The 18,557-nt window shown below is 47.6% G+C and carries 16 protein-coding genes; 4 read left to right on the top strand and 12 right to left on the bottom strand.

The features are described 5' to 3' along the window. Positions 1-230: 230 nt before the first annotated feature. From ABY044_RS09570 to cobO, 4 genes are all read right to left on the bottom strand, one after another. Positions 231-584, bottom strand: a complete 354-nt coding sequence (locus ABY044_RS09570) for a hypothetical protein (protein ID WP_373020213.1) — start codon at positions 582-584, stop codon at positions 231-233. Between the two features lie 59 nt (positions 585-643). Continuing rightward, on the bottom strand, positions 644-982 hold the full coding sequence (locus ABY044_RS09565) for a hypothetical protein (protein WP_373020211.1): 339 nt from the start codon (positions 980-982) through the stop codon (positions 644-646). Positions 983-1,002: 20 nt separating this feature from the next. Continuing rightward, positions 1,003-1,302 (bottom strand): hypothetical protein, encoded by a 300-nt coding sequence (locus ABY044_RS09560; protein ID WP_373020209.1) that lies wholly within the window; start codon positions 1,300-1,302, stop codon positions 1,003-1,005. Positions 1,303-1,416: 114 nt separating this feature from the next. Next, entirely contained in the window at positions 1,417-2,025 is a 609-nt protein-coding gene (gene cobO, locus ABY044_RS09555) for a cob(I)yrinic acid a,c-diamide adenosyltransferase (protein WP_373020207.1), read from the bottom strand. Between the two features lie 115 nt (positions 2,026-2,140). On the opposite strand from cobO, the gene ABY044_RS09550 reads away from it, so the two are divergent. After that, a complete protein-coding gene (locus ABY044_RS09550) occupies positions 2,141-3,433 on the top strand; it encodes a glycosyltransferase (RefSeq protein ID WP_373020205.1) in 1,293 nt (430 codons plus the stop codon). A 4-nt stretch (positions 3,434-3,437) separates the two neighbouring features. After that, a complete protein-coding gene (locus ABY044_RS09545; protein ID WP_373020203.1) occupies positions 3,438-3,713 on the top strand; it encodes a VF530 family DNA-binding protein in 276 nt (91 codons plus the stop codon). 178 nt (positions 3,714-3,891) lie between these two features. Here the strand turns inward: ABY044_RS09545 and ABY044_RS09540 are convergent, their stop codons facing one another. From ABY044_RS09540 to ABY044_RS09520, 5 genes are all read right to left on the bottom strand, one after another. After that, entirely contained in the window at positions 3,892-4,452 is a 561-nt protein-coding gene (locus ABY044_RS09540; RefSeq protein ID WP_373020202.1) for a cytochrome c, read from the bottom strand. Between the two features lie 252 nt (positions 4,453-4,704). Beyond that, entirely contained in the window at positions 4,705-5,430 is a 726-nt protein-coding gene (locus ABY044_RS09535; protein ID WP_373020201.1) for an MTH895/ArsE family thioredoxin-like protein, read from the bottom strand. A gap of 21 nt (positions 5,431-5,451) precedes the next feature. Next, positions 5,452-6,420, bottom strand: a complete 969-nt coding sequence (locus ABY044_RS09530; protein ID WP_373020252.1) for a permease — start codon at positions 6,418-6,420, stop codon at positions 5,452-5,454. A gap of 149 nt (positions 6,421-6,569) precedes the next feature. Beyond that, complete coding sequence (locus ABY044_RS09525; RefSeq protein WP_373020200.1) at positions 6,570-6,887, bottom strand: hypothetical protein; 318 nt, start codon at positions 6,885-6,887, stop codon at positions 6,570-6,572. A 138-nt stretch (positions 6,888-7,025) separates the two neighbouring features. Continuing rightward, positions 7,026-8,687, bottom strand: coding sequence for a diguanylate cyclase (locus ABY044_RS09520; protein ID WP_373020198.1), 1,662 nt, complete (start codon positions 8,685-8,687; stop codon positions 7,026-7,028). 405 nt (positions 8,688-9,092) lie between these two features. Between ABY044_RS09520 and ABY044_RS09515 the strand changes: the two genes are divergently transcribed. After that, positions 9,093-9,989 carry an FmdE family protein gene (locus ABY044_RS09515; protein WP_373020196.1) on the top strand — a complete coding sequence of 299 codons (897 nt, stop codon included), beginning with the start codon at positions 9,093-9,095 and terminating at the stop codon, positions 9,987-9,989. A gap of 43 nt (positions 9,990-10,032) precedes the next feature. Here ABY044_RS09515 and hrpB read toward each other — a convergent pair whose 3' ends face one another. Together hrpB and hrpA are read right to left on the bottom strand one after the other, a co-directional pair. Then, complete coding sequence (hrpB, locus tag ABY044_RS09510) at positions 10,033-12,603, bottom strand: ATP-dependent helicase HrpB (protein WP_373020194.1); 2,571 nt, start codon at positions 12,601-12,603, stop codon at positions 10,033-10,035. Positions 12,604-12,637: 34 nt separating this feature from the next. After that, positions 12,638-16,663 (bottom strand): ATP-dependent RNA helicase HrpA, encoded by a 4,026-nt coding sequence (hrpA, locus tag ABY044_RS09505; RefSeq protein WP_373020192.1) that lies wholly within the window; start codon positions 16,661-16,663, stop codon positions 12,638-12,640. 126 nt (positions 16,664-16,789) lie between these two features. On the opposite strand from hrpA, the gene ABY044_RS09500 reads away from it, so the two are divergent. Further along, the gene (locus ABY044_RS09500) at positions 16,790-17,482 is read left to right on the top strand and encodes an MBL fold metallo-hydrolase (RefSeq protein WP_373020191.1); all 693 of its coding nucleotides are present in this window, start codon (positions 16,790-16,792) and stop codon (positions 17,480-17,482) included. A gap of 96 nt (positions 17,483-17,578) precedes the next feature. Here the strand turns inward: ABY044_RS09500 and ABY044_RS09495 are convergent, their stop codons facing one another. Continuing rightward, complete coding sequence (locus ABY044_RS09495; RefSeq protein WP_373020189.1) at positions 17,579-18,250, bottom strand: methyltransferase; 672 nt, start codon at positions 18,248-18,250, stop codon at positions 17,579-17,581. Positions 18,251-18,557 lie beyond the last annotated feature (307 nt).

Below are 18,557 nucleotides of genomic sequence, written 5' to 3'. Positions count from 1 at the left end.
ACTTTAACATTTCTGAAGGGGTTTCGCTAAGGTTTGACGGCAAAAATTCCGCAATTAGAAAAAGGAGATCAAAATACGATCCGTTAATAGCCGACAGGCCCGGTAGAAATGGTTCCTACCGGGCCTGTCGGATTCAAAACGCAATGCATTTACGTTCCAAGTTTTGCGATAAATTTTAAGTAAGCATCACCGATAAATAACTGCGGCATTGATGCAAATACAATCAAGAATCAGCTTTTACCGAAGAACGAAAACTTCTCTTCCGGCTGATCCGTGCATTGAATACGCCACTCCAACGCATATTCGCAATCCTTACCGCCGAAACATTCAAAATGCTGCTTGGCAAACTCGGAAGATTTACCCGCTTTACGCAAAAGGTATTTATATCCGATCGGACAAAACTCTTTGGCTTTACGTCTTAACGACCAACTTTCGAAGGTAGTAAAAGGCTCGTGGTAAAACTCGGTAAGGTAATAAGTCTCTTTATCAATCTCTTGGGTTTTTACCGTAGAACAGGCCGACAAAGTCAAAACGGTTGCAGCAGCGGCAACCAGACCCGTCATTTTAAAAAATGGTTTCATCATCAAGACAATCTACCGTTTTATTAGGGTGTTTTCGTTAAAGGCCGCAAAACCAACCAAGATCATTGCATTCCGGCTGACGGCAAAGTCGTTGGCAAAGGTTCTTCCTTAATGCCTTTTTCGGCAATAATATAACACATATTAGTATGTAACTTTTTACCGTTCACCAACAAAGATGCACCGTAATTATCTTCCGGGTTCAAACGAATATCACCCTTATAAACTTTTAGCAGCTTGCCGCTCATACAGCTATACACTTCGACGGTACGGTTCAGGCCGATCCAATCCGATTGAATATTCTTGGCGCTGTTGGTCACTCTTTCGCAACCGGTGGTTCCCAGTGTCAATGCAGATACGGCAGCAACCAGTCCGGCGATTTTGATGGTGGTCATTAATTTCATCTGTTTTCCTGCTTTTAAGCTTATTTTTCCGGAATACCGGCTTCGTCGACGGTCTCACTTGACGGGTTCTTTACTGAATTCTTAATATCCGCCCATGCATTGCTGTAAGTTTCCTTATCGCCCAGTTTTTTAGCGTTCTCATAACCTTCTTTGCTGCTTTCGGAGATATCACCCGCCATGCTGGATGCCGTTTCTTTAGTCGACTGCCACGCCTCAGCCGCATCTGCCTTGATATTTTCCCAAACACCGGCTTGAGCGACCGTCGCCGTTTGAGCCAAAACCAATCCGCTTAAAACCAAACCGATCAACTTAATCTGCATATTTTTCTCCCATCCTCACGGATTGTTGATTTTGATTGTTTTATGTTTACTGTTAAATATGGTCAAAATCTAAAATATCAAGCCTACACCCCTTCTACAGGCTGCAAGGCGGCATCACATCTCTATGCCGTTCTGGGCTTTGATTCCCTTTTCAAAAGCATGTTTGACCAACTTCATTTCAGTGACGGTATCCGCCACCTCAATCAATTCGGCCGGCGCCCCCCTTCCGGTGATCACCACATGCTGACGAGCCGGTCGATTCAAGACATCCTCTTCGATATCGTCCCAATGCAAATAACCGTAACTGAGAGCGATATTCAATTCATCCAACACCACCAGTTCAAAAGTTTCGTCCTGCAAATACTTGCGAGCTTCCTCCCAGGCGATTCCGCATATCTCGATATCCCGACTGCGATCCTGAGTATCCCAGGTAAAGCCTTCCCCCATGGCCTTAAACACCACCTCGTCGGGAAAACGCTTGAAAAACTGCTCTTCTCCGGTCGTCATCGCCCCTTTAATAAACTGGATAACCGCGACTTTCATGCCATGACCTAAAGCACGGGCCACCATGCCGAATGCCGAGCTGCTCTTACCCTTGCCGTCGCCGGTATTGACCACCAATACGCCGCAATCCTGATTGGATGCCGATATTCGGCTATCCATGTAGGCTTTGCGGCGTTTCATGATTTTATTATGCTTTTCGTCCGTAACCATAACAGCCATCGTTTTCTACCCGTTTTAAAAGGCTCTCGCCGGTTCAACAAATTACGGCACAGTTTAACACGCCGACCTAAAACCAAAAACGCTATACTATGCAAAATCCCCACACCCAAAACTGATGAAAAAGAAATTATTGATTATCGGCTATGTCTGGCCTGAACCTAAATCTTCAGCCGCCGGCACTCGAATGATGCAATTGATTCAATTGTTTCAAATGCACGACTGGCAGATCACCTTTTCCAGCCCGGCAGCACTGGGCGATCACCGCCAAGACTTAAGCGCTTTGGACATTGCCGAACAGCCAATCGAACTTAACAGCAGCTGTTTTGACGATTTTATTTTGGAATACCGACCGGATGCGGTCATTTTCGACCGTTTCATGATGGAAGAACAATTCGGCTGGCGTGTCGAAAAACATTGCCCCGATGCACTGAGAATCCTGAATACCGAAGACCTTCACAGCCTTCGAGACGCCCGCCAACAATTATTGAAATCGTTAACCAAAAACCACGATCAAAATCTTGATCCTTTATGGAACAACCAGCCGGAGACCTTATTTGAACTCATGGCGGACAGTGATCTGGCGCAGCGCGAAGTCGCTTCTATTTTCCGTAGCGATCTGACCCTGATGATTTCCGAATTCGAAACCCGACTGCTGCAACAGGCATTTCAAGTTTCGTCTTCGCTGTTATACACACTGCCGTTTTTGTATTCGAAAAGCCAATTCCCAAAATGCCCGGATTATACACAGCGCGACCATTTCGTTTTCATTGGTAATTTCCGCCACGCTCCCAATTGGGATGCCGTACTCTGGCTGAAAACCACCATCTGGCCGAAAATCCGTCAAGCCCTGCCGCAAGCGGAACTGCATGTTTACGGAGCTTACCCGGCCAAAAAGGTAACCGACTTACACAACCTCCAACAAGGATTCATCGTCAAAGGTTGGGCCGATGACGCTTTAGAAGTCATCAGCCAAGCCAAAGTATGTCTCGCCCCCCTCAGATTCGGAGCCGGAATCAAAGGAAAACTGGCCGAAGCGATGCTGTGCGGCACGCCAAGTGTGACCACTCCGATCGGTTTTGAAGCGATGTTGCCGAACAATTCCGGACAACAAGAGTGGCCCGGCCGTATTGGAAACAACGAAAACGAAATCATTCAAGCGGCAATCGAACTCTATCAAAACCAAGTCCTGTGGCATGAATCTCAAGCAAAAGGCGATGCCGTCGGCGAAAAGCAATATTGCAATCAGCAACTGGGAGAAGATTTAATCACCGAAATCGAACACTTAACGACAAACCTGCAAAGCCGACGCAGACAAAACTTTATCGGTGCAATGCTTCGTCATCACCAACATAAAAGCACGCAATATATGGCACAATGGATTGAAGCCAAAAATAGACGACCAGAATAAACATATGACAGAAAATGCCAAAAACGAAAATAATGCCGAGACGAGACCTCAGCCTAACAATCCGCTGCACGGTATCACCCTAAAAGAGATTGTCACTCAACTATACGAACATTACGGTTGGGAAGAACTGGCCGAGCGCATTCCGGTTCGTTGTTTTCAAAACAACCCCAGCATCAAATCCAGCCTGACGTTTTTACGCAAAACCCCATGGGCACGCGAAAAGGTTGAAGAACTCTACCTCCAAGCCAGTCAAAACTGGGGGAAATACAATAAAAAATAACCATTAAAAAATTCGCTAACGCTAGATCCGCTGACAAGTCATATCGGTAAAACCGAATAAACAAACAATAAAAATAAACAATAAAAAAGGGAGTCGGCTAACAAACCGACTCCCTTTTTTTTACATCCGTAACACCTTCACCGTCTTATCAACAACGGTTCAGTGTCAAACACTCAATTTACAGCGTCGAGATATACTCTGCAACCGCTTGAATATCAGCGTCGCTTAGACCGGAGGCCATTGGCGCCATCATCGCAGTCATCGCACCGACTTGCTCACCGGCTTTATATCTAGCCAGTTTTGCCGCAATATCCGCTTGGCTTTGACCCGCCAACTTAGGTCCGACTCCGCCTTCACCATTAGGACCGTGGCAGCCGACACAAGTTCCGTAGATGCTTGAACCGCTTTTCGCTGCACTGACCGCTTCGGTAGCCGCTGCCTGTGCTTCCTGCTTCACTTCCTCAACTTTTTCTTCAACCTGATCGACTACCGGAGCCGCAGGTTCCGGAACCGCTTCCGGTTCAGGCATTGCAGCCGGAGCCGGTTGCTTGACGTCCGCAGCGTTTGGCTGACTCGGAGTTGGAGCGCTCACGCCTTCGCTGCTTTCGGATGAATAATTGGTATCTTCATCACTTGAGCATCCCGCCAACGCCAACGCGGAAACCAACCCCAGAGCCAAACAAACAGGTTTGATTGCCGGATATGACGAACGCGTGAATAACGAATTTAATTGTTTCATGTTCTTTTTCCTTCTCTGTTTCTTTATGTAAGCACGTTTAACAAGCTAAGTTTAAGACTAAGTATAAAACACTAACTTTAAAACATTATGCAGAAAACATTCATAATATGAAACGAATAATTCTTATGTCACTGCATTCATTAATGCAGATAACGAATGAATCCGTTCGTTAATACGCTCGTTAATACATTCGTTTATCGGTTTCTTAATCAACAGGAAACGTCGTATCCCGTCAAAAAGTCCATTCCAGTCTTACTGAAACCACTTCACAATGGCTTCTTTACTCGGAACCGAACCAAAATGCACGACTTGCTCGCCAATCACCACCGCAGGCGTCGACATTACCCCATAAGCGGCAATTTCCGCAAAGTCTTCAACCTTCACTACTTCAATATCAATTCCCAACTCGTCAGCTACTTGCGTGATCAACTTAGCGGTGGCATCACAGTTTGCACACCCGCTGCCCAACACTTTCACAACGATAGACGTTAAAGATGACGAATCCACGTTGGTCTTATCCGAACCGCAACAACCGCTTCCTGAAATACCCGTGGCGTTATCTCCACTGCAGCATGAAGAACCGCTATTCTCCGCCTCAGAAGAACAACAAGCCTCTTTTTTACTTTCGCCGTTACAACAGCTCTCGTCACTTTTATCCGAACAGCAACTCTCCTTGCTTTTACTTTCCCATTCACAACAGCTGTTTTTGGTTTCTGTAGAACAGCAGGAACTCTGCTTTTCGTCAGCGCAACAATCACTCTTAGGCGTACAACACGATCCTGTTGACGATGAATTTCCAAAGAATTTAGCAGGAGGACACCAGCCGGTAAACGTCGACTGCAACGCATTTGCTCCCGCCAATAAAGTTAACCACAACCAACTCGGTTGGGTCAGATCCACCTGCCCGGTAAAATGCGCCAATGCCATTGGTACCAAGATCATCAGCGCAATCAAACGCATCATTACATTACCTTTCATTTTCTACTCCAATTTAAACGATCAAGCTAAATAAAAATTAAACAACCAACCGACCAGCGTAAACGCCACGGCCAAAATACCCACAAAAATAGCCAGTGCCGGCCAACGAATCACTTTACGAAGGATCAATAATTCCGGTAAAGATAAAGCGGCGATACTCATCATCAAAGCCAAACTGGTTCCAATCGGTACACCTTTGTTCAACATCGCCTCGATCACCGGAATGACCCCGGTGGCGTTTGAATACAAAGGAACCCCGATCACGACGGCAGCCGGTACCGTCCACCAACTCTCCGCCGACGATAAAGTCGCAACAATCCATTCCTCCGGTACATAACCATGAAACCAGGCACCGACCGCAATCCCAAGCAACACCCATTTCCAAATGCGTTTAACGATCACTTTCACTTCCGAAAACGCAAATTGATGCCGCTGTACCAACGTCATTTTCGTAACGGCCTGTCCATTATCTACGGCATTACGACTTTGAATATTCCAGACATAGGACTCCACATAACGCTCAAGTTTGAACCAATCCATTATCCATGAACCGACAAATGCCACAATCACTCCGGCCAATACATACATCAACGCAACTTCCCAACCGAGAATGCTCGCCAGAATGACCACGGCGACTTCGTTAATCATCGGGCTGGCAATTAAAAAGGCAAACGTCGTACTCAGCGGAATACCCGCCTCCACAAAACCGATAAATAAAGGAACCGATGAACAGGAACAGAACGGCGTCACCCCACCCAATGCAATCGCCAAACTTTTTGACATCCACTTCGGCTTACCTTTGACGATGTCGCGCACCTTTTCAGGCGACACCATGGCGCGCAACAACCCCATCACATAAATGATCGCCACCAGCAGCACAAAAATCTTAAACACGTCCATAATAAAGAACTGCACCGCCTGCCCCAATTGAGAGGCAGAGTCCAATCCTATTACTTGATAGGCAAGCCAATTTCCGAACATTTCAAACATCGTCAAACCCTTCACCACAAGAGGCCGTTTGAGAAGAAATCATGATCTCTTCGTTATAATATTTGTTTAAGCGAATATATTAATCGATTCTGCCACTCAAAATCCAGTTTTATTTCATATGGTTGCGCCTATATCAAAATCTCTGCACCCTATAGCAACAGATCACCGAAGCCCCATATCAAGGTTCCCAACACAACCGTAAGATGTGAAAGCCATACTTTTTTGCGGTGCCATTTGGAAGGCGTCAAATCCGGCATATCATCCTCGGCCTGAACCTTTTCAAGTCTCTGATACAGGATATTCAACTCTCCATGCAGCAGCGCATATTCGCTCATGACTGCAAACAACACGACCACACTACCGAACCGAGCAAACCAAATCGGATCAAAAACCAAACCAAACACAAAACCGATCAATCCCATCAACCAGGCAAGTACTAACGCCAACCCACTTCTCTTCTGTAACATTACATTGAATCCCGATCTAATTTTTACAAGCATTTCGTTTTCTTCTTAAAAACGAGGCATCGATTTTAAGCAGACAGTGATTAATTCTACCATCTGCTTTCTACCGTAACTTGATTGTGGGAATATATTGAAAAAGATTTACGGAGCGACAATCACTCGGTTTCTGCCCAATTGCTTGGCGACATACAGCGCCTTATCAGCAATTTTCTCGGTCTGGCTAATGGTATCGTGATCTGGATGATATTCACAAACACCAATACTGATACTGACTTGTATCAAACTATCCTCAAGTTCAATCTGCATTTCTTCCACTGTAGTCCGAATGCGTTCGGCGAGTAATTCCGCTTGTTTTTTTGCGGTTTTAGGCAACAAAACAAGAAACTCTTCGCCCCCAAGACGAAAAATATAATCGCTCTCCTTGAGCGAATTTTGAAGCGCTCTAGCCACTCGTTTCAAAACGATATCTCCTGCACTATGACCATAAGTATCGTTTACTTTTTTGAAAAAATCGATATCGATCATCATAGCGGTCATAGCCGCATTAGGCTGGCGTTTCATTGTCTCGACCAATTCAAGTCCAATTTCCTCATAAGCACGACGGTTCGCCAAACCCGTCAACAAATCGGTTCTCGCCAATATTTCCGCTGCTTCGCGCTCTCTTTCATTTTCTTTAACCCGGTCGATCATCGCAAATGCCAAAAGCGTCGAATCCAGGACCATACCGAACTCAAGCGCACGCAGACCAAGATCCGTATAAGGAATAACCGCCATAACCGACAGTACGGTGATAATCCCGCCAATCAATGCCCATACCTTTCCAAACATAAAAAAACGGGCAAAATAATTCCCTTTCAGATAGGACAACAAAGAGATAATAAATCCGTAAGTTCCAAAGACCATTGTCAGCATAATCGCAATAAACATATGATAACGGTAGCCGAAAAAGGCCGAAATAATGGCAATCGCTATAAACAAAATAAGCAGAATATTAATACCGTGATGCGCCCACGGTATCGTCTTTTTAAGATTCAGAAACGCTTTATAAAATAGCAGACCGGCTATCGAGAAAAGATATATCGTTGAAGAAACCAACCAATTCTGAGTTTCCGGGTAATTCCCCGTAAAAAGATGAAACGTATAACCGTTATAAGATGCGTTCATCAATAAAAACGTGAGCAAATACAGTACATAGTATCCGTAATAGCGAAATCTAATACTAATAAACAGGACTAAATGATAAAGTGCCATGACCAATACCATACCGTAAATGAATGCGGTAAAAGCTAAGTCAAAAATCTGCTCATTAAATAAAGTTTCGCGATCCATAATCGAAACCGGCACAATAAAAGGATCACGGGTTTTAACCTCGACATAAACGGTTGATACACCATGTTCAAACCGGTGTTCAACGTTCGGATAGCGATATTCAATTTCGCGCATATCAAAAGGGAACTCGTCGCCGGTTAAATAGTCATCCACTTTTTTAGAGGGCGATTCAATTCGCACCTTGATCTTATCCAGCCAAGGCACGCCAAATACCAAAAGCCGATTGACTTCCGTCAGCTCTTTATTGACCACCTCAAAACGAAAATAAAAAGTAGACGAGGTAAAGCTGTGTTCAAAAACGTCGCTACCTATAGGCCTAAAAAATTCCTTAGGCAATCTAGACACCTCATCTAAATTCCATTCGTTATCGGCGTCTTCCAGGCAATCGATTGATTTACCAATTTTATATTGCGGCTTTGAAATATCGATAGCCACACCGGATGCTTCGGCGCTTACTCCGAATAAAACTGACAAAATAATAAAAATTCTTAACAGATCAAACATCAAACACTACGACTATTTAGTATAAACGTACGCAATATTACCACATTCTTTACCTGTGTATATCTTTAAAATTTATCGAGGCATTACAAAATTGAAAAAGTCACATGAAGAAAAAAATTAATAAACACTACAAAAACAACAAACTAAACAGGTGAAACAAAAAATTAAGCACGGCATATTTAATTCAAAATAGAAAAATAGAATTTTTGAATTAAATAATGCGACCCATAAAAAACTTCATCTCTAGAAAATTGACACCAAAATTCCACTGAACTAGCATGGGATTGGTAACTGAACAAAATGCTTATTCTCTTCCCCGTTTCAACTAAGCAACCACTTGATTAATGGAATTGACTTGAGCCCAGGAGGCTTATCATGAAAAAGTTCACCCCATTGTTTTTGGCTTTTACTTTTATTCTATTTTTACCTCTCGGCTTTCAAAACGCGAATGCAGGAGAACCGACCTACATCCAAGGCGAATCGATCTTCATTGAAACCGGCGTCACCCAGCCAGACCGCACACCGACCTGGTACGCCCCGATGGTCGCACAACCCTACGCTCCGGTATTTGAAATGCTGGCCACTCGGGGAACTCGCGGCCGATATAATTCTTATACCTACGCCGTCACGATCAAAGACATGGTCAAATGGCACGGTCACGACTGCGAAGGCACTTCCCATGCCGCAGCAGCCGCTAAGGTCGCGTTCGGAATCCTGTTTCCCGACGGTATCATCGACCGTAGCGTACTCTGGGGAATCAGCGGCACTTCGCCCTGCTGGTCAGATGCGGTGGCGTTTTTGACCGGTGCGCGACTTCAATACGGCAATCTGGGGTATTTCAAGAACAAGGATTACGGTCATGCCATCCTGCTCTATCGGGAAGATACCGATATGGCAGTTCTGGCTACCTGGAAGGAAGGCATCAATAACATTCCGGACGAACCCGTCGTGCTGCCGGGAAAAATTAATTGGAAGCCTAAAATAGACATGCAAAAGGTGATCGATCTGAAAAAATCGGTCAAAAAAGCCGGCGGTAAACCCGACCCTTATCAGGTCGACCAGTTGCGGTATTACCAGTGGGCTCACGTCAACGACGTATTGAGCCATCCTCTAGAAGACAGCTACCAGGCCAAAGTCATCAAAAACTTCAAATGGGAAGACTGGATAGATCCCAAGAAAGTGATCGTTTCACCTCATAAGAGAGGCGACATTCCATTGAAGAACTACCCTTACCGGGAACGCCCTATCCAACAACCGCCGGCTTCCGAATAGCCGGGCGGGTTTAACCAGAAAACCCGGCTAACCTGCCGGGTTTTTAGTTTCTCGGTTTGATTGAACGCCCCGCTTTTTCCAGCAAAGGCTCTTCCGGCCAACGATGTTTCGGGTACCGGCCGCGCATCTCCTTGGCGACCTCGAAATAGGAACTTTTCCAGAAATTCTCCAAATCGGAAGTCACTTGAATCGGTCTTCTAGCCGGAGACAACAATTCAAACGTCAGTGGTACAGAACCCCAAGCCAGTCTCGGCGACGCCAATTCACCGAAGAGTTCCTGCAACTGCACCGACACCGTCGGATTCTGGCCGACTGCATAACGAACCGCCACCTTCTTGCCCGAAGGTGCGACATAATATTTTGGTGCCTCCTGTTCCAACGCCTGCTGCATTTCATAAGGCAACTGCGCTTGCAGAATCGGTAGCAGATCGATCTTCTTCAACGCCTTGACACTGCCCACACCCGCCAGATAAGGTCCCAACCATTCCTCAAGGTTGTCGAGCAACCATACATCCGAGAAATCCGGCAACCCTTTCTCACTCGCTCCGTCCTGTGAAGCCAGCCAACGCACACGGTTCAACCAGGCCTGGTTGGTTTCGTTCCACGGCAAAAGTGAAAGCTTTTTGGCTTTAACCGTTTCCAACAAACATTGCTGAAGAGCCGCTTCGTCTTTTTCCTGTAACCGCTCTTCCGCCAGCACCAACGCCTGATAACGACGCTGCACGGAACCGATGACCTCATTACGTGCTTCGTCATACTGGTACACCGCTCCCTCGTCGATGTGCCCTGCGAACAGCGTTTCAATCTCATTCTTATCAAGTGGTGCCGCCAGAAACACCCGCCCTTCACGTGCCTGACCGTCGATATTGGCGACCGCCAAACACGATTCGCGACTCAACGGATCGGACTCTTCCAGAGTAGCGCCTCGTCCGTTAGCGAGCAGATAACGATGCCCGCCCTTACGCTGCAACGCCACGCGATCCGGAAACGCTTGCGCCACCAATTTTCCAACTTCGTTTTGCAGGAACGCCGAATCGTATTCTTCTGTCTTGCCATTCAAGCCCAACTGTCTTTGCCAGTTACGGCTGTTCAACAAGGCCTGCTCCATGGCGGATATCAGTATCGGATAGTCGCGTTTGGCGCGGTTACGATCCTGTCTGTAAGCCTGCAACGCCAAAACTCGGATGGTCAGGTCGGCTCCGGAATCCCGGTCTTGCAATACGTCCCGCTCCGAAAGCAATGCGGCGACATCGCACGCCAAACGTGTTATCTGTTCGGATTGCGTCTTCTTGTCAGCCAACAAAAGTTTCGCCAATCGCGGTGAACAGGCAAACGTCATTGCCTGTTCACCCAGACGAGTGATTTGGCCTTTATCGTTCAACAGATCCAACTGTGCCAACAACTGTTGCGCCTGCTGGAAGTGTGCCGCAGGCGGTTCCGTCAGCCAACGCAACGACTTAACATCTTGCACGCCCCATTGAGCCAGCTCCAGGCACAAGTCGGACAGGTCCGTGACCAATATCTCTTCGACTTCGAAAGGTGACAGTTGAGCTTGCTGGGATTCGCTCCAAAGACGGTAACAAACACCGGCATAAAGACGGCCGGCACGGCCTTTTCGCTGTTCGGCCGAAGCCGCCGAAATACGCTGTATCTGCAAACGGCTCATGCCGCTGTTGACGTCATAGAACAACTTGCGGGCGAATCCGGAATCGACCACGCAGTCGATGCCTTCGATGGTCAAACTGGTTTCGGCTATATTGGTGGTGAGTACGATTTTACGACGCCCTTGCGGATCGGGTTGAATCGCCTGATCCTGCTGTTCGGGTTTCAAGCCGCCGTACAACGGCAGAACCGAAAATTCGTTTTCGTTTAGAGATTCTTGCAAGGCCTGCTGGGTTTGTTTGATTTCCCCCTGGCCTGCCAGAAACACCAGCATATCTTTTTCGGACTGTTGAAGCGCCTGCATCACCGAACCCTTCAATAGAGGCAGTACATCCCATTTGAATTTCGCATTGCTTGGTAAGGTTTGCGGCAGGTAATGCGTCGCCACCGGATACGCCCGCCCTTCGGAACGGATGACCGGCGCACCGTCCAGAAATTTGCTGACCGCTTCGGTGTCGATGGTGGCCGACATCACCAGCATTTTCAGTTCTTCATTCAAGGCGGACTGACTGTCCAGACATAAAGTCAATGCTAGATCGGCGTGGATCGAACGTTCATGAAACTCGTCGAAGATGACCAGAGCGACGTCACCAAGTTCCGGATCGGATTGAAGGCGACGGGTCAGAATTCCTTCGGTGACGATTTCCAATCGGGTCTTTTCGGAAACCACTTTTTCGTTACGCACTTGATAACCGACACGCTCACCGACTTTTTCGCCCAACTGCTTGGCTAAATAACGGGCGATCGAACGCACAGCCAGACGACGCGGTTCAAGCATGATGATTTTCTTGTCGGCATTCTGTTCGGACTGGAACCAGTCCGACAGCAAAACCGCCAACGGAACGGCGGTCGATTTCCCGGCACCGGGATCGGCCTGCAACACCACGTTGGACGACGACGCCACGGTGGAGACGATTTCGGACAGAAGTGGTGAAATGGGTAGATTGTTCATGGGTGACAAAGTCTTAGATCACATTTTTATAACGCTACAAAGCTTTCAACTGCTTTTCAAGGCGCTGAATCGAAACCGGCTTCAGGGTTTTAAGCGGCTGGGCGAACATCGATATCCGCAGCTCTTCGATCAACCAACGGACCTCAATCAAGCCCGGATGGTTATGATAGGCTTCGTTGTCTGCAAACTCCGCATAACGGTCCAACAACGGTTGGATCTGACGGATCGCCACCTGATCCTTGCTCGGATCCTGATCAATCTTTTCAAGCCGCTTCTCCAACGCGGTTAGATAACGCGGTAGCTGCGCCAACCACTGCGGCGGCGTATCGGCCACAAAATCGGGAGTAATCAAACCGGACAACTGGGTTTTGATGTCGCTGATCGACGCCAGCCAGCGTGGATTGACCTTGCCGTTCACCTGTTTGGCGATCTTTTGATGCGCGGTCAGAATCTCGTTCACGAGTTTGGAAAGCTTCTGTGCTTCGGCCACCCATTCCGATTTCAGCAAAGCCGAAGCCTCCTCGAAGCTCTGTTGGGTTCTAATCTTCTGCGGCTCCGGCAACAGTTGGTTCAACGCCCGGTCGATGATCTGCTCTTTCAAATGCTCGCAGGTGCCGTATGGGGCGTAAATCAAACAGGCCTTTTGCAATGGCAACTGCTTCTTCAAGTATTTGACCTTGTCGTTCAAGATCTGCTTGAGCAAGTAGACCACCGCATGACTGTGACTTTCGTCCGCCTGTTCCGGATCGGACATCAACGTCAGGAACAGTTCGCTCCCTTTCTGCAATTCCAGACACGGATAGGCCACCAACTGGTTGCCGTTGGCTTTAAGTGACTGCTGATCCGGCAAGTCGCCAAAATCCCAATCGGTCACGCGACGCTTCTCGAAACCGCTTGTCTGTTCACGGCTCTGCTGTTGGATTTTCTCGTCCACCAGATGCTGGTATTTCGCTTTCAGACTGTCGAGCTCGTCGCTCTCTGCAATCTTGTGGCCCTTCTCGTCCAGCAGGATGAAATACGGTTTCAGATAAGACGGCAAATCCACTTCGCCGAAATCGGCTTCACTGACTTTCTGGTTGGCGCGGCGGTTCAGCCCCAAGACCAACTGCGATTCAAAGCGTCCCTTTTCCCGGCTGTTATTCTGTTCCATCCAATCGATCACCGCATCGGCAACCGGAGGAACCGGAACAAACTGTTTTCTAAGTTGTTTCGGTAACGATTTGATATAGAAAGCAATCTTTTCTTTCAAGAATCCGGGCGTCAGCCATTCGAACTGTTTCGATTCCAACAGATTCAAGCCGTGCAACGGAATCTTGAACACCACACCGTCCTGCGCCTTGCCGGGTTCAAACTTGTAATCGACCTTAAGCGGCAACTGGTTCTTGAGCTGGATTTTGTCAGGGAACGCCTTGCTCAAATCCTCGTCCACCGACTGCTTCAACAATTGAGCTTCGGTCAGATAAAGCGATTTCTCGGTTTCCGGATCAACTTTCTTCAACCAGGTCTCGAACGCCGGCTGATTATAGATATGCGACGGAATCCGCTCGTCGTAGAAACGATACAACACCTCGTCGTCCACCAGATAGTCCGGGCGACGCAGTTTGCTCTCCAGCTTCTCGATATCGCCGATCAGCTTCTGGTTGTGACGGAAGAATTTAGCGCGGGTATTCATCTCGCCCTGAACCAGAGCATGACGGATGAAAATCTTGTGCGATTCCTTAGGATTGATCGGCCCGTAGTTACAACGGCGGTTATTGACGATCGGCAGACCGTACAAAGTTACCGATTCATAAGCACCGACCTGCCCCGACTTCTTCTGCCAGTGCGGGTCGTTGTAGCTGTGTTTGATCAGGTGCTTGGCAAGCGGTTCAACCCAGCGAATATCAATCGTCGCGTTGTTGCGCGCATACAGCTTACTGGTCTCGACCAGTTCGCCGGACAGCATCCACTTCGGCTTTTGCTTGAACAGGCTAGAACTCGGATGGATATACAATTTGGTATTGCGTGCGCCCAGATAAGATTTGTCGTCTTCTCGCATCGACACATTTCCGAGCAGGCCTGCCAGTAACGACTGATGAACCGCAATACTGTGCATATCGCTCAAACGCTCTTTGACTTCCTTACCCTGTTTGACCTCTTCGAACAGATGCAACGGCGACACCTTGATGCCGGTACGCTTCAGACTTTGCTCCAACTGAACGTAAAGTTCGTGCCACTCTTTCATGCGCATATAAGACAGGAAATTGGTCTTGCACAGCTTGCGCAGTTTGTTCTGTGTCAGATGACGGCGTTGATGCTCGTAGAAATGCCACAGGTTGAGGAAAAACAGAAAATCCGAACGTTCGTCCTCAAACGGTTTGTGCGCGGTTCGCGCCGCCTGCATATTGGCTTCGTTGATGTCACGCGGGTCTTGAATACTCAGGGCCGCGGCAATCACCAGCACTTCACCCAAAACGCCGTTCTTGTCCGCCTGTATCACCATCTTGGCGATACTCGGATCAACCGGAAGCTTGGCGATCTGGCGACCTTCTTCGGTCAAACGGCGTTTGTCGTCCAAAGCGCCAAGTTCGTGCAACTGACGGAAACCGTCGTTTACCGATTTGTCGCTCGGCGCTTCGATGAACGGGAAGTGCTTGACCTCACCGAGTTTCAACTGCGCCATGGTCAGGATGATCGACGCCAACGAAGTACGGTGGATTTCCGGGTCAGTGAACTCCGGACGTGCCTTGAAATCGTCTTCCGAATAGAGACGGATACAGATCCCTTCGCTGACACGTCCGCAACGCCCTTTACGCTGGTTGGCCGAGGCCTGGGAAATCTTCTCCACCGGAAGGCGTTGAACCTTGTTGCGCACGCTGTAACGGCTCATACGAACCTGACCGGGATCGATTACATATTTGATACCCGGAACGGTCAAGGAGGTTTCGGCCACGTTGGTACTGAGAATGATGCGGCGCTTCTGTGAAAGCTGGAATACCTTGTTCTGCTCGGCCATTGACAGACGCGCATACAGAGGCACCACTTCGGTATTCTTTAGATTACGCTTGCGGATCGCCTCGGCGGTCTCTTTAATGTCGCGTTCCCCAACCTGAAACACCAACACATCGCCAAACGGGTCTTCATGCGACAACTCCTCCAACGCATCCAGAATAGCCGTCGGCATATCCTGTTCGATCTCGTTACCTGCGTCATCTTCATAACTGACCAATGGGTTGTAACGCACCTCTACCGGATAGGTACGGCCGGACACTTCCACCACAGGCGGTTTGACGCCGTTCATGGCGAAGTGTTCGGCAAAACGCTGAGTGTCGATGGTGGCTGAGGTAATAATGACTTTCAGATCGGGACGTTTCGGTAGCAGCTGCTTCAGAATCCCCAACAGGAAGTCGATGTTGATGCTGCGCTCGTGCGCCTCGTCGATGATGATGGTGTCGTATTGGCTTAGAAAACGGTCATTCTGGATTTCCGCCAGCAGAATTCCGTCGGTCATCACTTTGATTAGGCTCTGTTGATGAACCTGATCCTGAAATCGAACCTGATAACCGACCAGCTCGCCAATAGTCGAACCCAGCTCTTCGGCGATACGTTCAGCCACACTTCTGGCGGCAATACGACGCGGCTGAGTACAGCCTATGCGCCCGAACACGCCTTGCCCCGCTTCCAGACAGATTTTCGGAATCTGAGTGGTCTTACCGGAACCGGTTTCCCCCGCAATCACCACGACCTGATTGTTTTTAACCAGCTCGATTAGATCGTCTTTTTTGGACGCAACCGGTAACGCCGGATCAAAATAAATCTGCTTAGGTACGGCAAGACGGTTTTTTTGTGCCATTTCCATCGAAATTTGTAGCTTCTCAGACCACTTTAACCAAGCCTTCTGACTTTTCGAGTTCTCTTCTTTTTGTGACTTTTCACTCTCAGATGCCGAATTTTCGAGTAATAACCCACTAACTTCGTCAAGATTTATAGACTGCAATTCACGTCTCAAACGGTGTCGATCTTTGATCAAACATTGTTCAATTAGTGAAGTTAACTGATTCTTATTTATAGGGAAGTTCATATTGACGGGGCAACTCAAATCTGCATAATGGTCTTTAATTAGAAAACACTTATATTGATATAAATTTTATCTATAACTGATATAAGACAAACCTATTATAACAAACTACGCGAAAGGTCTTTGCATATGAAAATCCGCCAGCTATTCGATTACGACACCTGGACATACACTTACTTGCTGTGGGATGAAGCCACCAAGGAAGCCGCGGTTATCGATTCGGTACTGGAACAAGTGGATCGCGACATGCAACACATCGACGAGTTAGGACTTAAAGTTAAATACCTGCTGGAAACTCACATTCACGCCGACCACATCACCGGTGCCGGACCGATCCGCAAACGCACTAACGGAAAAATCGTCGTTCACAAAAACTCCGGTTCGGAATGTGCGGACATTTTGGCCGATGAAGGCGATGTATTCAAATTAGGTGAACAGGAAATCCGCGTTATGCACACACCGGGTCACACCAACAATGACATCACTTACCTGATCGACGGTGCGGCCTTCACCGGAGACACGTTATTTGTCCGTGATTGCGGTCGTACCGACTTCCAACTGGGCAGCAACGAGCAGATGTATCACTCGTTGACAGAGAAGCTATTCAAACTGCCGGAAGATACTATGGTCTTCCCTGCACACGACTACAAAGGTTTGACTCAATCCACCATCGGTGAAGAAAAACAGTTCAATACGCGCGTGGGATCGGGCAAATCCTATGAAGATTTCAGCACGATCATGGACAACCTGAACCTGCCGAATCCGAAACGTCTGGACATTTCGGTTCCGGGTAACCTTAAGTGTGGCGATCTGGACGACTAAACCCGGCCCCACCCACAAAACTTACCCAATAAAAAAGCCTCGTAAGAGGCTTTTTTTGTATCCGGGGTTTTGGGCGCGCAGCGAACTGCCCGCGCTTCAGTCGACTGACTCGTCTTCGCGCTTGTAGCATAAAACAACCCCTTTAAAGGGCGCTTCCCCTTCTTCGATTTCCAGTTCGGGTTTGTACTGGTTATGATCAAAATCCATCTTGACCATTTCCTTGCTGAATTTAGCATGATTACCACGGCCGGGATCAACTAGGATCACCTCTGCACCGGGGTTGGCGTGACGCTCGATGAATTGCGACAACAATTCAATATGATTACTTTCATAAAGCAGATCCGAACCGATAATCAAATCGAAATGCCCGATCCCCGAGTGTTCGTCTTTCCAGTCGGTTCTTAAAAAAGGAATCACGTCCCCCTGATTAAGACGAACATTTTCAGCCAAGAACTTTCCCGCTTCCGGATGATAATCGGTGGCCGTAATATCCGCATGGCGCGCATTCAACAACAGACTGGAAAGACCTAAACCGCACCCGATTTCCAAAATGCGTTTTCCCTCGATATTGAAATCCTGCATTTTTTCAGCAAGAACGCGGCTGGACTGCCAAAGCACACCAAACAACGACCATTGCGCTGATGAGATACCCAAGCGTTCGGCTTCGCCAAATGGATCATGGAATTGTTGTTTGTCTTTTAAACTTCGGAGATGGATATCAAATTCATCGAATTCGATTGTCTGGTAGCGAACACGCGGTAATGCCATAAATTAAACCTTGGATTGCGTTAAAAATAAAACGCAACAAGTTCAAGCATTTAAATCGCTACGCGTAGAATGGTTATTATACCCTTTTTTAACACTAAAGTCAGATTAACCACGACTCGCACAGTTCAAACCAGCAACCATGCATACATAAAAAGTGCTTACATTTCAATTAACTATAAACCTGAAATGCCTAAACACCCCCGTTTCAGGGAACTTTGAATGCCGTGATTCGAAAAGCAGATCCAAGCTACCCACTTAGATATTTTTTAAGCGGTTACAGCGAATCATTACGTCAATCACGATCAAT

Source organism: Thiomicrorhabdus sp. (genome assembly GCF_041583835.1).
In the GTDB taxonomy this organism is placed as follows: Bacteria; Pseudomonadota; Gammaproteobacteria; order Thiomicrospirales; family Thiomicrospiraceae; genus Thiomicrorhabdus.
The sequence above is the reverse complement of the archived record's forward strand: the minus strand, read 5'-3'. Positions and strand labels throughout refer to the sequence as shown.

Excerpts from the sequence above, each read along its gene's own strand:
- ABY044_RS09540 (WP_373020202.1), bottom strand. The coding sequence starts at position 4,452 with ATGAAACAATTAAATTCGTTATTCACGCGTTCGTCATATCCGGCAATC.
- ABY044_RS09545 (WP_373020203.1), top strand. The coding sequence starts at position 3,438 with ATGACAGAAAATGCCAAAAACGAAAATAATGCCGAGACGAGACCTCAG.
- ABY044_RS09535 (WP_373020201.1), bottom strand. The coding sequence starts at position 5,430 with ATGAAAGGTAATGTAATGATGCGTTTGATTGCGCTGATGATCTTGGTA.
- ABY044_RS09495 (WP_373020189.1), bottom strand. The coding sequence starts at position 18,250 with ATGGCATTACCGCGTGTTCGCTACCAGACAATCGAATTCGATGAATTT.
- ABY044_RS09515 (WP_373020196.1), top strand. The coding sequence starts at position 9,093 with ATGAAAAAGTTCACCCCATTGTTTTTGGCTTTTACTTTTATTCTATTT.
- ABY044_RS09550 (WP_373020205.1), top strand. The coding sequence starts at position 2,141 with ATGAAAAAGAAATTATTGATTATCGGCTATGTCTGGCCTGAACCTAAA.
- ABY044_RS09570 (WP_373020213.1), bottom strand. The coding sequence starts at position 584 with ATGATGAAACCATTTTTTAAAATGACGGGTCTGGTTGCCGCTGCTGCA.
- ABY044_RS09525 (WP_373020200.1), bottom strand. The coding sequence starts at position 6,887 with ATGTTACAGAAGAGAAGTGGGTTGGCGTTAGTACTTGCCTGGTTGATG.
- ABY044_RS09565 (WP_373020211.1), bottom strand. The coding sequence starts at position 982 with ATGAAATTAATGACCACCATCAAAATCGCCGGACTGGTTGCTGCCGTA.
- hrpB (WP_373020194.1), bottom strand. The coding sequence starts at position 12,603 with ATGAACAATCTACCCATTTCACCACTTCTGTCCGAAATCGTCTCCACC.
- ABY044_RS09530 (WP_373020252.1), bottom strand. The coding sequence starts at position 6,420 with ATGTTTGAAATGTTCGGAAATTGGCTTGCCTATCAAGTAATAGGATTG.
- ABY044_RS09500 (WP_373020191.1), top strand. The coding sequence starts at position 16,790 with ATGAAAATCCGCCAGCTATTCGATTACGACACCTGGACATACACTTAC.
- cobO (WP_373020207.1), bottom strand. The coding sequence starts at position 2,025 with ATGGCTGTTATGGTTACGGACGAAAAGCATAATAAAATCATGAAACGC.
- ABY044_RS09560 (WP_373020209.1), bottom strand. The coding sequence starts at position 1,302 with ATGCAGATTAAGTTGATCGGTTTGGTTTTAAGCGGATTGGTTTTGGCT.
- hrpA (WP_373020192.1), bottom strand. The coding sequence starts at position 16,663 with ATGAACTTCCCTATAAATAAGAATCAGTTAACTTCACTAATTGAACAA.